Origin of the sequence: Neobacillus niacini (genome assembly GCF_000759675.1) — a bacterium.
GTDB classification, from domain to species: Bacteria; Bacillota; Bacilli; order Bacillales; family Cytobacillaceae; genus Neobacillus; species Neobacillus niacini_A.
In genome coordinates this window covers 42359-55993 of sequence record NZ_BAWM01000016.1, presented here as the reverse complement: position 1 = coordinate 55993, position 13635 = coordinate 42359, and the positions used below count along the sequence as shown (strand labels likewise).

General features: G+C 36.9%; 11 protein-coding genes. 2 read left to right on the top strand and 9 right to left on the bottom strand.

Translation table 11 applies throughout. From position 1 onward, the window contains the following. Positions 1-51 precede the first annotated feature (51 nt). The gene (locus TR08_RS07200; RefSeq protein ID WP_045516965.1) at positions 52-822 is read right to left on the bottom strand and encodes an SDR family oxidoreductase; all 771 of its coding nucleotides are present in this window, start codon (positions 820-822) and stop codon (positions 52-54) included. A 20-nt stretch (positions 823-842) separates the two neighbouring features. Next, entirely contained in the window at positions 843-2111 is a 1269-nt protein-coding gene (locus tag TR08_RS07195) for a lactate racemase domain-containing protein (RefSeq protein ID WP_045516963.1), read from the bottom strand. 273 nt (positions 2112-2384) lie between these two features. Between TR08_RS07195 and TR08_RS07190 the strand changes: the two genes are divergently transcribed. Further along, entirely contained in the window at positions 2385-3575 is a 1191-nt protein-coding gene (locus tag TR08_RS07190) for an ROK family transcriptional regulator (RefSeq protein WP_045516962.1), read from the top strand. A 399-nt stretch (positions 3576-3974) separates the two neighbouring features. Here TR08_RS07190 and TR08_RS07185 read toward each other — a convergent pair whose 3' ends face one another. The 7 genes from TR08_RS07185 to uxaC all read right to left on the bottom strand — a co-directional run bounded on the left by TR08_RS07185 (position 3975) and on the right by uxaC (position 12122). Continuing rightward, positions 3975-4838, bottom strand: coding sequence for a sugar phosphate isomerase/epimerase family protein (locus TR08_RS07185; protein ID WP_045516961.1), 864 nt, complete (start codon positions 4836-4838; stop codon positions 3975-3977). Between the two features lie 2 nt (positions 4839-4840). After that, complete coding sequence (locus tag TR08_RS07180) at positions 4841-5845, bottom strand: Gfo/Idh/MocA family protein (RefSeq protein ID WP_045516960.1); 1005 nt, start codon at positions 5843-5845, stop codon at positions 4841-4843. Positions 5846-5928: 83 nt separating this feature from the next. Then, positions 5929-7089, bottom strand: coding sequence for a Gfo/Idh/MocA family protein (locus TR08_RS07175; RefSeq protein WP_045516958.1), 1161 nt, complete (start codon positions 7087-7089; stop codon positions 5929-5931). Next, on the bottom strand, positions 7086-7979 hold the full coding sequence (locus TR08_RS07170; RefSeq protein WP_045516956.1) for a sugar phosphate isomerase/epimerase family protein: 894 nt from the start codon (positions 7977-7979) through the stop codon (positions 7086-7088). The genes TR08_RS07175 and TR08_RS07170 overlap by 4 nt, the downstream gene beginning before the upstream one ends. A gap of 33 nt (positions 7980-8012) precedes the next feature. Further along, positions 8013-8915: an AraC family transcriptional regulator gene (locus TR08_RS07165; protein WP_052427372.1), complete on the bottom strand. Its 903-nt coding sequence runs from the start codon at positions 8913-8915 to the stop codon at positions 8013-8015. A 241-nt stretch (positions 8916-9156) separates the two neighbouring features. Then, a complete protein-coding gene (gndA, locus tag TR08_RS07160; RefSeq protein WP_045516954.1) occupies positions 9157-10569 on the bottom strand; it encodes an NADP-dependent phosphogluconate dehydrogenase in 1413 nt (470 codons plus the stop codon). Between the two features lie 149 nt (positions 10570-10718). Then, the gene (uxaC, locus tag TR08_RS07155; protein ID WP_045516953.1) at positions 10719-12122 is read right to left on the bottom strand and encodes a glucuronate isomerase; all 1404 of its coding nucleotides are present in this window, start codon (positions 12120-12122) and stop codon (positions 10719-10721) included. Positions 12123-12369: 247 nt separating this feature from the next. On the opposite strand from uxaC, the gene TR08_RS07150 reads away from it, so the two are divergent. Then, entirely contained in the window at positions 12370-13563 is a 1194-nt protein-coding gene (locus tag TR08_RS07150) for an ROK family transcriptional regulator (protein WP_045516951.1), read from the top strand. Positions 13564-13635 lie beyond the last annotated feature (72 nt).

Here is a 13635-nt window from a genome sequence, read left to right as displayed (position 1 = left end):
ATCTTTCCACTATTTAACATATTAAATGGACATCTGTCATATGTCCAAGATTTAAATTGTCATTGCTCCAAATCCGCCATCTACGCGAATAAGTGCGCCGGTTACAAAGCTTGATGCTTTATCAGATGCAAGCCACACTGTTGCACCTTGAAGTTCTTCTGCTTCCCCAAAACGTTTCATAGGTGTATGGCTCATGATGGATTCAATTCTTTCTTTGTCTAAAATTTTTCGATTTTGTTCTGCTGGGAAGAATCCTGGAATAATTGCATTTACACGAATTCCGTTAGTAGCAAATTCACGAGCTAAGAACTGAGTTACACTATTAAGTCCAGCTTTTGAAACAGAATACGTAAATACTCTTGATAACGGAGTTGTAGAAGAAACAGACGAAATGTTAATAATACTTCCTTTTCTCTCCTGTTCAATCATTCTCTTAGCAAAAATCTGACAGGTCATCACAATACCTTTTAAATTAATATCCATAATTTTATCGTACTCGTCCATGTCTAAATCAAAAAACGGTGTTGGACTGTTGGTGCCTGGTGCATTTAAAAGAATATCCCAGCCGCCGGACCATTGTTCAATTTCATTTGCGACTTGGACTAAAGAATCCTTTGAACTAACATCTGCTTGGAATGCCTTTGCTTCTCCGCCATTTTCAATAATTTCTTTCACAACTGCTTCCGCTGTTTCCAAATTACGGCCAACAATCGCTACTTTCGCACCGTGATCAGCTAAACCTTTTGCCATTGCAGAACCTAAAACTCCATTTCCGCCAACTGCTACCGCTGTTTTACCTGCTAAATCGAATAAATTTGTCATGTTTCAACTCTCCCTAGTTTTTAAAATATGTTTCCTTTTTCGTCAAATGGTAAGTCATAAAGTTCTGAAATCAACTCCATATTTGGATGTTGTTTCACATATTCAACTAAAGCTTCTGATACTTCAATTTCACTTAACTCTAATGTATTTTTAATACGCACCATTTTTACTTTAGAAAAATCTAAAATATTACTTGTTTTAACGGCCGCTTGTATCGCTTCACGATCATTTGGTAAAGTTGTAGCAATTTTTGTTGGTGCTACAACTGTTGAAGTTAACCCATTAGCATAGGTTACCTCTAGGTCCATTCTGTCAACTAAACGCTGGGTTGTAAAATCAGCTGTTCCAACCCCATTGGCATTTCCCTCTGTTTGTGGAGTTAAACCGAGAACGACCATTTTGTTCACATCTGGTCCACCATGTGCATATGGAGTAGGATACCGACCAGTAATATTCGGGTCCATCCCATCACCAGAAATATTCTTACCAATCTGATCAATGACAAGAACTTCTAATTGTTCAAAGTAAAGCTTCGGTAATAATTCTTTCGCCATCGCCTGCAAGTCTGCTTCTCTTTCGATAATCTCTTCAGGAGAAAGAACGTCAACGACAGCCACTTTATCGAAGGCATTTTCTATTGTTGCCACTCCAAAAAGAAATGGCTTTTTCTCCATAATCATTTTAGCCATCGCAGGCACGTTTTCTGCCATATACTTAAACCCCAATTGATGACAAGCCTCTGCCCCTCTTTGCTTACCTAAGCCAATACTTATCATTTTCATAATTCCACTTTCAACAGGACCCCTAAAAGCAGTATGTGGTTTCACACGATTGATCACCACTATACCCTCTGCTTCAGAAGCATATTTATCAACATAAACAGGTAAACCATTTGGTAACTCTCCAATTTTCACTACTTCCATCGAAGAGCGAATTTCACAGCCGGCACTCTCTTCTGTTACTCCAAGATGTGCTAGTACTTCCCGCTGCCCTTCTGCAGTTGCGCCGCCATGACTTCCCATACTCGGTACTATAAATGGTTTTGCTCCTAAATCTTGTAAAAACTTAACTGTTACTGCAGTTAATTCTACAAGGCGGTCAAGACCCCGGCTTCCAACTGCAACAGCAATTTCCATCCCAGGTTTAATTGTTGATTTTATGTGTTCTTGCTGTAACTTTTCCATCAAAACTGGCTCTAAATCATCAATTTTTTTATTATCAAACTTCACTTTGACTTTTGCTATCTTTGGTACTGGAATGTCTTTCAATAAGTCTTGAAGAATACCCATTACAATTCCCACTCCTTTTTATATTTTAAGTGTTCCTCAAGGAATTATATTCCATGTATGGAAATGCACCAAATCGAGTTTGAATATCCAATTGTAATCCCTTTCAAAATCACCTTTTTTAAAAAATAAATATAAAAATTACTTAATTTGTTTACCAAACAAACTAATTATCTGTATAATATCATTATGGATTGTTTACGTCAATTAATATGCAACCCTGCTTCCCCATAATTTATATTTTTTTAAATAGAATTTTACAAGGAGGTGCCTTATATGGTCACTGGAGATGCTTCATATATTAAAAAGATAAATCGATCACTAATTATTAGTAAAATAATTGAACATGGCATGATATCCCGAGCCGACTTAGCGAAGATTACAGGACTAAACAAAGCTACTATTTCAGTGCAGGCAGCAGAATTATTAGCAGAAGATTTAATAATAGAAACCCAGCAAGAGCATAAAAATCTAGGCAGAAGACCCATTATGCTTTCGATTAACCATCAAGCAGGATATGCTTTGGGAATAGACTTAGATAAGAGTGTGATAACATTCAGCTTATCAGATTTAAGTGGTACGTCGCTCAACACACATTCAATTGAAACGGACACTTCAGATTACGATGTAATTTTAGAATTGTTAGCTAAACAAATTACAGATTATAAACAGAGATTTTCTCAAGCACCCTATGGACTTATCGGAGTAGTAATTGGAATTCATGGAATCGTTAATAACGATGAAACGATTTATTTTGTACCACACCATCAATGGCATAATAAAAATTTAAAGTCTGATCTAAAAAATGTAACCGGTGTCAATATCTATATAGAAAATAACGCTAACCTATGTTCATTTGCTGAGATCGTCTATAAACATTATCAAAGTGAAAACCTATTATCTGTTAGTTTGTATTCAGGTATCGGGCTTGGAATTATGGTAAATAGTAAATTACTAAAAGGGTGCGATGGCTATGCCGGCGAAATTGGTCATATGATTATCGTTCCTGATGGTCTTCCCTGCAGATGCGGGAATTTAGGCTGTTGGGAACAATATGCGTCGGAATCAAGCTTTATAAAACAATTATCTACAAGTCATAAAAAAGTAAATGTAACCTATGAAGAAACTTATCATTTATTCATGGAGGATGACCCCGTTACGTGTAAGTTAATGAAAGATTATATTAAGTTTCTATCATATGGGCTTAATAATATTATCAACCTTTATAATCCTGAAATTTTGGTGATTAATAGTGAACTGCTCCGATTGTATCCGAACGCATTAGCAGAAATCAAAGCACATTTAACATCTACTGTTGGTCAATACCGTAAACTGTTGATTTCTGATTTTGGCAAAAAAGCATGCAGTCTGGGAGCTTGTGCCTTAGCAATTAAGAACTTTTTAGAAGTCAAAGAGTTAAGTTTAGCTTTTGATGAATCCAAAAATCCGACTGAAAACATAAGTTAAAAAAGAGTTTAGCCCTCAGAAATGATGGCTTTTTCTCTGGCAATGCTTTAGAAACTTGAAAACTATTGAAAAATCAAGAAAAATGGAGAAATAATAAGGAAATCGATGATGACACTCGCTTTCATCAACATTGTTCTCGTTTTCATTGCCTTTGTTTCCGTTTTCAGTGGCATTGTGATTAACCCCCAAATCCTTGATAATAAAGGTATCAAATCACTGGGGGTTAAACACATGAAAAAGATTTTGGTAACATTAATTGAGAAGTTTGAGAAAAACGGCGATTACTTACCATTTGATTTACACGAACCAATCGTAACCAATTCACAAAAATAAAATGTGAATTGGTTTTTTTATGCAATAAAACCCCAGCATTCGCCAGGGTGTTATTTATTTAATATATTAAAACCAGTCAGCATACCCTAATTCTCTTAAGTGATTAGCAGAGTCTTTTAGACAATCAAATGGATCGCGTCCATACAAATCATCCTGTTCTACTAAGAAATACTGTGAGCCGCTTTCAAGACCAGCTTCAATAATCGCTTTAATATCAAGGCTGCCTTCGCCAAGTTCAGCAAATTGAACCACATTGGTGAATGCATTCATAAATTTGCCCATGTCGAATCCGCCCTCTAAAACACTCAAATCAATTTGCCCAATACGGTAGTCTTTTAAGTGTAATAAAGATACACGGCCAGCATAATTCTTTAATACTTCAACAGGATTTAGACCGCCGCGATGGATCCAGTGGACATCCATTTCAAAACCAATTTTAGAAGTATTGTTCTTGATGATATCTAATAGGTACTCCCCATCATATTTTTGGAACTCAATATGATGGTTATGGTAGTACAATTCAATGCCATGCTCTGCTAATTTTTCTGCCACTGCATCAGCCTTCAGAACAAATTCCATGATCTTATCTTTATGTCCAATCGTTGTTAAAGGCAGCATACCGATACGTAGGAAATTACAGTTTAACGTCTTACAATCGCTTACAATTTTATCAAAATCGTTAGACAAGGTCTCGCCAGGCATACCAGGCATCATTGGCTCAAGCGCTGCAGAAAGAGCAGCAACCTTGATATCAAAATCTTCACTTGCTCGTTTTAACTCCGCAACATTTTCAGCTGTCATTGGAATTTGTGATACTTCTACAGCCCCATAGCCAAGCTCTCTCACTTGTCTCAAAGTCTCATAAACTCCAAGTTCTTCTACTTTACCTTTTAGCATCATCATTTGAACGCCGATTTTACCTTTTTTCATGGTTATCCCTCCATCTTAATCGTTTGTTTTGTCTCTGAAGAAAGTCGAATGGCATCAATCATTTGTATGGATACGAGAGCATCCTTTGCATGAACATAATTATGAGTGCCCTGTAAAATACAGTTATAGAATTGATTAATCGTTTTCGTATGACTGGCACCATAATAGAATTTTGAACCAGGCAGCTTAGCGTCTTCTACCAATTCTTCCTTCTTACCGTCTTCATTTACCCTCATAAGAATGCTGTCTTTAATAGTGAATATTCCTTTTTCAAAGATTACCTCGAGCTCAACACTGGAATTCACTGCATTAGCGTTAGTCGCAAAAAATAACCCCTTTGCTCCATTTTCAAAGTGAATATGGGCAGATGCTGTGTCTTCTACTTCAATCCCATAATCCAACAATTGGTCAACTGAGCCTCTGATCGAGTCGATTTTTCCGCCAACAAGCTGCATTAAATCTAGGGTATGAAGGGATTGATTGATCATTGAACCGCCACCGGCATACTCCATTTTTCCCCGCCATGGTTTCACATCATAATAAGCCTTTTGTCTATACCAAGCCACCAAACCTTTTACCCCTGTGACCTTGCCATATTCGCCGCTCTCGACAATCTCTTTAAGCATTTCAAACGACTCATTATACCGATTTTGTAAACACACACCGATTTTAACATCACTATTTTCTTGCTCTAGTTTTACGAGTGCCTGTCCCTCTTCAGTGTTCAAGCCCAGCGGCTTTTCTTGAAAAACATGAACTCCTTTTTCTACACAAACTTTTGTTACAGGGTAGTGTAGATAGTGAGGCAGACAATTATGGACACAATCAAGGTTTTCATTTTCAAGCATTTCGTTATAATCAGTATAAAAATTTACCCCAGGCACGGTATCTTTTAATGATTCATCAAGATCACAAACTGCTACTAACTCAGCATTTGGGTTAGCTTGTATGGCTGGAATATGAATTTTAGAAATATCTCCAAGTCCTATTACTGCTACTTTTAGCATCAGCCTATCCCCTTCACAAACAAACCCATGGCAAGAGCTGCGATGAGTTCGTTTGATTTATTTATTTCTAATAGTTTTATTGACTATTGTCTTTCAGGAAACTTATTTTCTTCCTTAATTTTTTTGTTTAATTCTGCTAGGAACAGTTCTTCGTCAAATGGAAGCTCCACTTCTTTACCTAACCAGCTTGATAAGTGGATCGCGTTTGCCAAGGCAACCCCATTGATACCATCGCTTCCAGGTGCAACTAATGGTGTGCCCTCTACGATATTTGCCGCGAAGTTCTCCAATACAGCAATATGTTGTCCGCCCCATACACTTTCGAATACAATCTCTTCTGTACTATATATATCGGAAGTATCGCCACCCATGAAAATGCTCATGACATCTCTCATGTCCATGGTTGCATTCATTTCTGGTTCAGGCTTATTTAGACGTTTGATGGTAATTTTCTTGCTGTCATCCACAACGATTTTTCCATTGTCTCCTAAAATTTCAAAGCGGTCTGTTCCAAGAACATCATGTGTACAAGTTACAAATACACCAGTTGCACCGTTTTCATATTCAAATACAGCAGTTACTTCATCTTCTACTGCGATATCACGTTGGTAGCCATATTTAACAGTCGAAGAAACCTTTTTAGGCATGCCGCAAATCCATTGAAGTAAATCGATTTGGTGTGGTGCTTGGTTTACAAGGACACCACCGCCTTCGCCGCCCCATGTTGCTCTCCATTCGCTTTGGTTGTAATAACCTTGTGGTCTCCACCATGTAGTAATCATCCAGTTCGTACGGCGGATATTACCAATTTCACCACTATCAATTAGTTCTTTCAGTTTTTGATAAAGTGGGTTTGTTCTTTGGTTAAACATAATCGCATATGTTAACTCTGGCTTTGTTGCCGCAAATTCATTTAGTTCTTTTACTTGTTTTGTATAAACACCTGCTGGTTTTTCAACTAATGCATGGATGTTTTTGCCGAGCGCTTCGATTCCCATCTCTGGGTGCAGGAAATGCGGTACACATGTCACGACTGCATCAACGTCACCGCTCTCAAGCATTTCAGTATAGTTGTCATAAAAAGGAACTTCAGGATATTTTTCTGCTGCTACTGCCTTTTTATCTGGGTCATTGTCACAAATTGCTCCAATTACCATGTTTTTAACTCTTCCTTCTGCTATGAATCCAGCGTATGCTCCACCTTGTGCTCCAAGACCAACAATTCCTAATCTTACATTTTTCATAGTGATTTCTCCTCGCTTTCTATTTTTTTAAGAATTTCTAGAAGTGCTTCATATTGAAGCTTGTAGCCGCCTGCACCATCCAGCCCTTTGTTGTCCTTAATAATCTCTGTCGCATCCTCAAGTTCTAAATCCTTAAGAGAATCAAAGAGTACGAGATGTGGCTCAAGAGTTAAAAAGCCCTTGTATCCGCTCTCAATAAACTGAGTTAAGAGTTCTGGAATTTTACCCTCACCAGTTCCACAGACAACGTTTTGGCTATTCTGTGTTACAGCATCTTTTATGTGTATATAAACAATCTCATCCTTTAAGAGATTGTAACACTTATGAGTGTCTTCACCACACTGCACGAAATTAGCGAAGTCGAAAATCCCTTTAAAGTAAGGTGAACCCACTTCTGTCAAAATCTCATGACAGCGTCTTGCAATATCACCAAAGATATCCTTTTCATTTTCATGCAGTAAAATAACATTATATTTTTCCGCAATCGCAGCATATTCCTTAAGCTTAATTACTACTTCATTACGATATTGATCCGCATCCACACCCTTTGGAATATAGAAGCTGAAGATACGAATATATTTACAATCAAGCAAGTTACTAATATGGCAAAGCGTGTCCAACATTGACTTTTGTTTAGCGAAGCCTTCTTCATCATTGATGAAGACCTTTCCAATTGGTGAGCCGATAGATGAAACGCTAATTCCAGCTTTTTGAAGCCTTGGCTGAACATTTTCTTTAATATCATCTACAGTAAAATCACCAATATTTTTCCCGTCAATTCCACGTAATGAAATATATTTCATCCCTAAATTAGATACAACTTCAAGCTGGGTATCAAAATCAGATGATATTTCATCTGAAAATCCTGAAATCAGTAAATCTTCATTCATTTATTCTTTTCCTCCTTATTCCCAGGAATATGGCTACCTTCGTTTCTTTTTACGATACTGTGAAGGAGTGGCGCCGACCTTCTCTTTAAAAAAACGGCTGAAATGGGCAACACTCTCAAAGCCTGTTGCACGAGACACATCTGTAAGTGATTGATTAGGCTCCATTTCTAACAAATACTTTACCTGGTTAAGCCGGCAAGCCATCACATATTCCATCACCGTAAAGCCAGTGACTTCTTTAAAAACATGTGAAGCATAATACTTACTCAGATTTAACTCTGCCGCAATTCTGTCTAAACTAACTTTTTCTGTATAATGGTCATTAATCCAAGATGCGATTGACTCGGCATGAAGTTCTTTTTCCGACCTTTTACTCGTTACTTGAGATAATTCTTTTTGACTCATTTTGTAAATTCCCATCAATAATTGAATCAACTCAAGTTTTACTTCAGCTTCTAGAAGCTCATTTTTCTTACCTGTCCGCTGCATTTCTTCATCAATGTGAGTAAGAGAGCTAGCAATTTCCTTTATCCGCCCATCAACAAATTGTCCAAATTCATCGTAACCTGTACGAAGCAAGACATTATTAAGTTTTTTAAACGGATCTAACAAATTAGGGATACCAAGTCCAATTAATGATTCCTGCAGCCATTTAGGTGAAAAATGAAGCATACTTCTTGTATACGTACTGTCTGTTCCCGGATTAGCTTTATGCAAAGTCATGCCGTCCAATAGGATGATATCACCAGGCTGCAACTCGTAAATCCGATTGTTAATTAAATACTTACAATCACCCGAGTGAAAAAAATAGATCTCATATTCTTGATGGGAGTGAAAATTAAAATTGTAAAAGTCAACACCCTGAATTCGGTATAAACCGTATATCCACTCATCCATTATTCTTTTTCTGAATGAAGAGCTACCTAACTTTTCCATTGCATTCACACCCTTAGAAGTAAGCGTTAACATATTAAGTTTACTAACTGAACATATTTATATTATATTGCAGCTAGAAACAAAAATCATTCTCTAAAACTGCGCAATAACATTTATTATTTGACTTATATTGCTTTTTTACTATGATTTTTAGACAAACGAAAAGGAGACAATCACAGCGTTTAGGGCTAGTTTTTGTCTCCTTTTGCAGTTGGTTCATAAATATTTTTTTATGGATACATTATTCCATCCAATTTGTATGGAATACTCCTTCTTTATCAATACGTTGATACGTATGTGCACCAAAATAGTCACGTTGTGCTTGTAATAGATTTGCTGGAAGCGTTTCTGTACGGTAGCTGTCATAATAAGCAATTGCACTTGCAAATGATGGAACAGGGATTCCACGCTCAATTGCCACAGCAAGCACTTGACGTAATGGCTGCTGATAGTTCTCAACAATTTCTTTAAAGTAAGGATCTAATAATAGATTTCTTAATTCAGGATCACGATCATAAGCATCTTTAATTTTTTGTAAGAATTGCGCACGAATGATACATCCTCCACGGAAAATCATCGCAATATCACCGTAACGAAGATTCCAATCGTATTCTTCCGAAGCGGCACGCATTTGTGCAAAGCCTTGGGCATAAGATACAATTTTACTCATATATAAAGCTTTACGAACTGCTTCAATTAGCTCTTCTTTATTTCCTTCAAAAGCGCGAACTTCAGGTCCAGTTAGAACCTTGCTTGCCTTAATACGCTCATCCTTCATTGCTGAAATAAAGCGGGCAAATACTGATTCAGTAATAATAGGAAGTGGGACGCCTAAGTCTAAAGCATTTTGGCTTGTCCATTTACCAGTACCCTTTTGACCAGCAGTATCGAGGATTAAGTCAACCATTGGTTTACCAGTTTCTTCATCCACTTTTGTAAAGATATCTGCCGTAATTTCAATCAGATAACTGTCTAACTCGCCTTTATTCCATTCAGCAAATACCTCGTGAAGCTCATTTGCATCTAAACCAAGGACATTTTTCAAAATAAAATAGGCTTCACAAATTAATTGCATATCACCATATTCAATTCCGTTATGAACCATTTTCACATAGTGACCTGCACCATTTGGACCAATATACGTACAGCAAGGGTCGCCTTCTACTTTTGCAGAGATTGCCTCTAAAATTGGTCTTACAAGATTATAAGCTTCTTCTTTACCGCCAGGCATGATAGAAGGACCTTTAAGCGCTCCCTCTTCCCCGCCGGAAACACCTGTACCAATAAAATGGAAGCCCGCTGATTCTAATTCCTTATTACGTCTGATTGTATCCTGGAAGAAAGTATTTCCACCGTCAATCAGGATATCGCCTTCTTCAAGAAATGGCTTTAAAGAGTCAATAGTTGCATCAGTTGCAGTACCTGCTTTAACCATTAATAAAATTTTGCGAGGCTTTTCTAAAGAATTTACGAATTCTTCAACAGTACGTGCACCTACAAAGTTCTTTCCTTCAGCCTCGTTCTTTAAAAATTCTTCCGTTTTGTCATAAGAACGGTTGAAAACAGCGACAGAATTACCACGGCTTTCAATATTTAAAGCAAGGTTTTTACCCATAACGGCCAAACCAACTACACCAATTTGTTGTTTAGACATGTTTATCCCTCTTTCTTTCTTAATCCTATTTAGCAATGTTCACTCGCAGTTTTGTCAAACACTTTATGATTTTGCTAGATGATATTCGACATAATATTCATTATAAACATAACAATTCTACTTCATGAAGTCCAGCAACTGTATCTAAATTAACGCACTAAGAAATACTTCTCTGCGTTTTTGTAGCCAATATTCCTAACCATTTTCTCAAGGAAATCCATATCATTCGGTGCAAGTCCTTTATCTACCCATTCACCTAAAATGTTGCAAAGAATACGACGGAAGTATTCATGACGAGCATATGAAAGGAAACTGCGAGAATCTGTTAGCATACCAATAAAGTGGCTCAACAGACCTACGTTTGCAAGATCTTTCATTTGTTTTTCCATTCCATCGATATGGTCGTTAAACCACCAGCCAGATCCAAACTGAATTTTACCTGGAATGCCTTCTTCATAGAAGTTACCCATCATACCTGCAAGTACTGGGTTATCTTTAGGGTTTAGGTTAAACAATACGGTTCTTGGTAAAGCATCTTGTTGCTCCAAGGCGTCAAGGAATCGAGACAAGCCTTCAGCAAAATTAGATTCACCAACTGAATCAAAGCCAGTGTCTGTACCAATAAGCTCTTTCATTTTTGTATTGTTATTTCTAATTGCCCCCATATGAAGCTGCATTACCCACTGTTTTCCAGCATACATTTTTCCAAGCTCAGTTAATAAGAAACAACGGTAAGAAAGTAGTTCATCGTTGGAAAGTTGTTCTCCACTCAATCTCTTTTTGAAAATAACTTCAATCGCTTCCTGTGTTGTTTCTACATATTCCATCTTCTGAATATCATGATCAGATGCGCGGCCTCCATTTTCATGGAAGAAATCCACACGTTGCTGTAGTGCATTCAAGAAACCTTCAACCGAATCTACCTTAATTCCAGAAACCTCTTCTAATTTCTCAATCCAGCTGCCAAATGTAGGACGCTCAATGAAAAGAGCTCCGTCTGGACGGAATGTTGGTGCAATAATTGGTGCAAAGGTTTCGTCGTTCTTCAATAATCGATGGTATTCTAATGTAGAATTAGGATCATCTGTTGTCCCAATAAACTTTACATTTGATTTTTCAATAAATGCTCTAGCTGTGAAATCTGAAGTTTTTAGCTTTTCATTACATTCATCGTATATTTCACGAGCTGTGGATGGGCTTAGTAATTTTTCAATTCCAAAAAACATTTTCAATTCCATGTGGGTCCAATGATAAAGAGGGTTACCAATTAGGTTTGGTACGGTCTCTGCCCATGCAGCGAATTTTTCCCAATCTGTTGCGTCGCCAGTAATGTATCTTTCACCAATTCCGTTCATACGCATCGTACGCCATTTGTAATGATCTCCACCAAGCCATAATTGGGTAATATTTTCATATGACTTATTTTCCCAAACCTCTTGTGGATCAAGGTGGCAGTGGAAGTCAAAAATCGGTAATCCTTGTGCTGCATTTTCATATAATTTTATGGATGTTTCTGTACCTAGCAAGAAGTCATTTTCTAAAAAGTTTTTCATTCGATTTCCTCCTGAATTACCATATTTTCTGTAAACCCTTACAAATATATTAAAAAATTATATAAAAACTTCTTCTTAATTTGTTTAGTAAACAAATTAATTACATTACTAATTTATCATTTTTATTTTGTTTCGTCAATTAACAGTTTATGTATTATTAAAAAACATATAACACAATGAGACCTTATTGAAATAACCTGTTATAATATGGCTATAGTAAAAAAGCTGCTCGAAATGGAGGATATAAATGATTACCGGTGATGCGGCATATATAAAAAAAATAAATCGCTCGATTATTCTCAGAGAAATTGTCAAAGAAGGTTTAATTTCAAGAGCAGACTTATCTAAAGTTACAGCTCTAACTCGGGCGACCATCTCGGCACAGGTAGCTGATATTATAGAAGAAGGTCTTATTGTAGAAACACAACTAGAGCACTATACAGTTGGAAGAAAGCCAATCATGCTGTCTTTAAACAATGAAGCAGGCTATGCTCTTGGCATTGACCTTGATTATGACCACATATCTTTTACTGTTACTGATCTTATGGGAAGTCCGGTCAGCTCACATAGGATTGATACTAATACTACAGACTATGGAGAATTATTAAATCTCTTAGTTACCCAGATAAAAAAATACAATGCTACATATGCAGACAGCCGGTATGGAATTATCGGAATTGTCATTGCGATTCATGGACTTGTTGGAAAAGATGAAATCATTCACTATGTACCACGCCTTGGTTGGAATAACATTTCCCTTAAAACGGATCTAGAAAAGCAAATCGGCAATAACGTCTATCTAGAAAATAATGCGAATTTAAGTGCTTTTGCTGAGCGCGTATATGTGCACCATGAAACAGATAACTTGTTATCTGCCACTCTTTATTCTGGTATTGGTCTAGGAATGATGATGAACAACGAATTTTTTCGCGGGCATGACGGATTTGCAGGTGAGATTGGCCACATGATTGTTGTTCCAAATGGAATTCAATGTAATTGTGGCAATAAAGGCTGCTGGGAAAAATATGCTTCTGAAAATAGTATTTTCAATTATTTATCAGAAAAAAGACAAATCAAAGGTATCTCATATGATCATATTCAAAAATGGCTGGCTGAAGGCGATGAAGAAGTACACCAATTGATGGAACAATTTCTTTACTACCTCTCGATTGGTCTAAATAATATGATTAACATGTACAATCCTGATGTGCTTGTGCTTGATAGTGAGCTTCTTCGCCTGTACCCGAATTCTCTTGATAAAATAAGAGGAAATTTGAATTCCTCCATTAGCCATTACCGTGCACTACAGATTTCTTCAATTGGCAGAAACTCTGCGGTATTAGGAGCTTGCGCCCTTGCGATCAAGCATTTCTTAGATGTTCAGATGCTGAATTTAAAATATGATATTGAAACCACTGAAATTGCAAACGTTAACATCTAACTTATAGTTTTCTATTACTATCAAAAAATCCCCTTTCAACTTTCTGAAAGGGGATTTTTTATTAAGGCAAAA

Excerpts from the sequence above, each read along its gene's own strand:
- TR08_RS07150 (WP_045516951.1), top strand. The coding sequence starts at position 12,370 with ATGATTACCGGTGATGCGGCATATATAAAAAAAATAAATCGCTCGATT.
- TR08_RS07175 (WP_045516958.1), bottom strand. The coding sequence starts at position 7,089 with ATGAAAAATGTAAGATTAGGAATTGTTGGTCTTGGAGCACAAGGTGGA.
- TR08_RS07195 (WP_045516963.1), bottom strand. The coding sequence starts at position 2,111 with ATGGGTATTCTTCAAGACTTATTGAAAGACATTCCAGTACCAAAGATA.
- uxaC (WP_045516953.1), bottom strand. The coding sequence starts at position 12,122 with ATGAAAAACTTTTTAGAAAATGACTTCTTGCTAGGTACAGAAACATCC.
- TR08_RS07190 (WP_045516962.1), top strand. The coding sequence starts at position 2,385 with ATGGTCACTGGAGATGCTTCATATATTAAAAAGATAAATCGATCACTA.
- TR08_RS07180 (WP_045516960.1), bottom strand. The coding sequence starts at position 5,845 with ATGCTAAAAGTAGCAGTAATAGGACTTGGAGATATTTCTAAAATTCAT.
- TR08_RS07200 (WP_045516965.1), bottom strand. The coding sequence starts at position 822 with ATGACAAATTTATTCGATTTAGCAGGTAAAACAGCGGTAGCAGTTGGC.
- TR08_RS07185 (WP_045516961.1), bottom strand. The coding sequence starts at position 4,838 with ATGAAAAAAGGTAAAATCGGCGTTCAAATGATGATGCTAAAAGGTAAA.
- TR08_RS07165 (WP_052427372.1), bottom strand. The coding sequence starts at position 8,915 with ATGGAAAAGTTAGGTAGCTCTTCATTCAGAAAAAGAATAATGGATGAG.
- TR08_RS07170 (WP_045516956.1), bottom strand. The coding sequence starts at position 7,979 with ATGAATGAAGATTTACTGATTTCAGGATTTTCAGATGAAATATCATCT.
- gndA (WP_045516954.1), bottom strand. The coding sequence starts at position 10,569 with ATGTCTAAACAACAAATTGGTGTAGTTGGTTTGGCCGTTATGGGTAAA.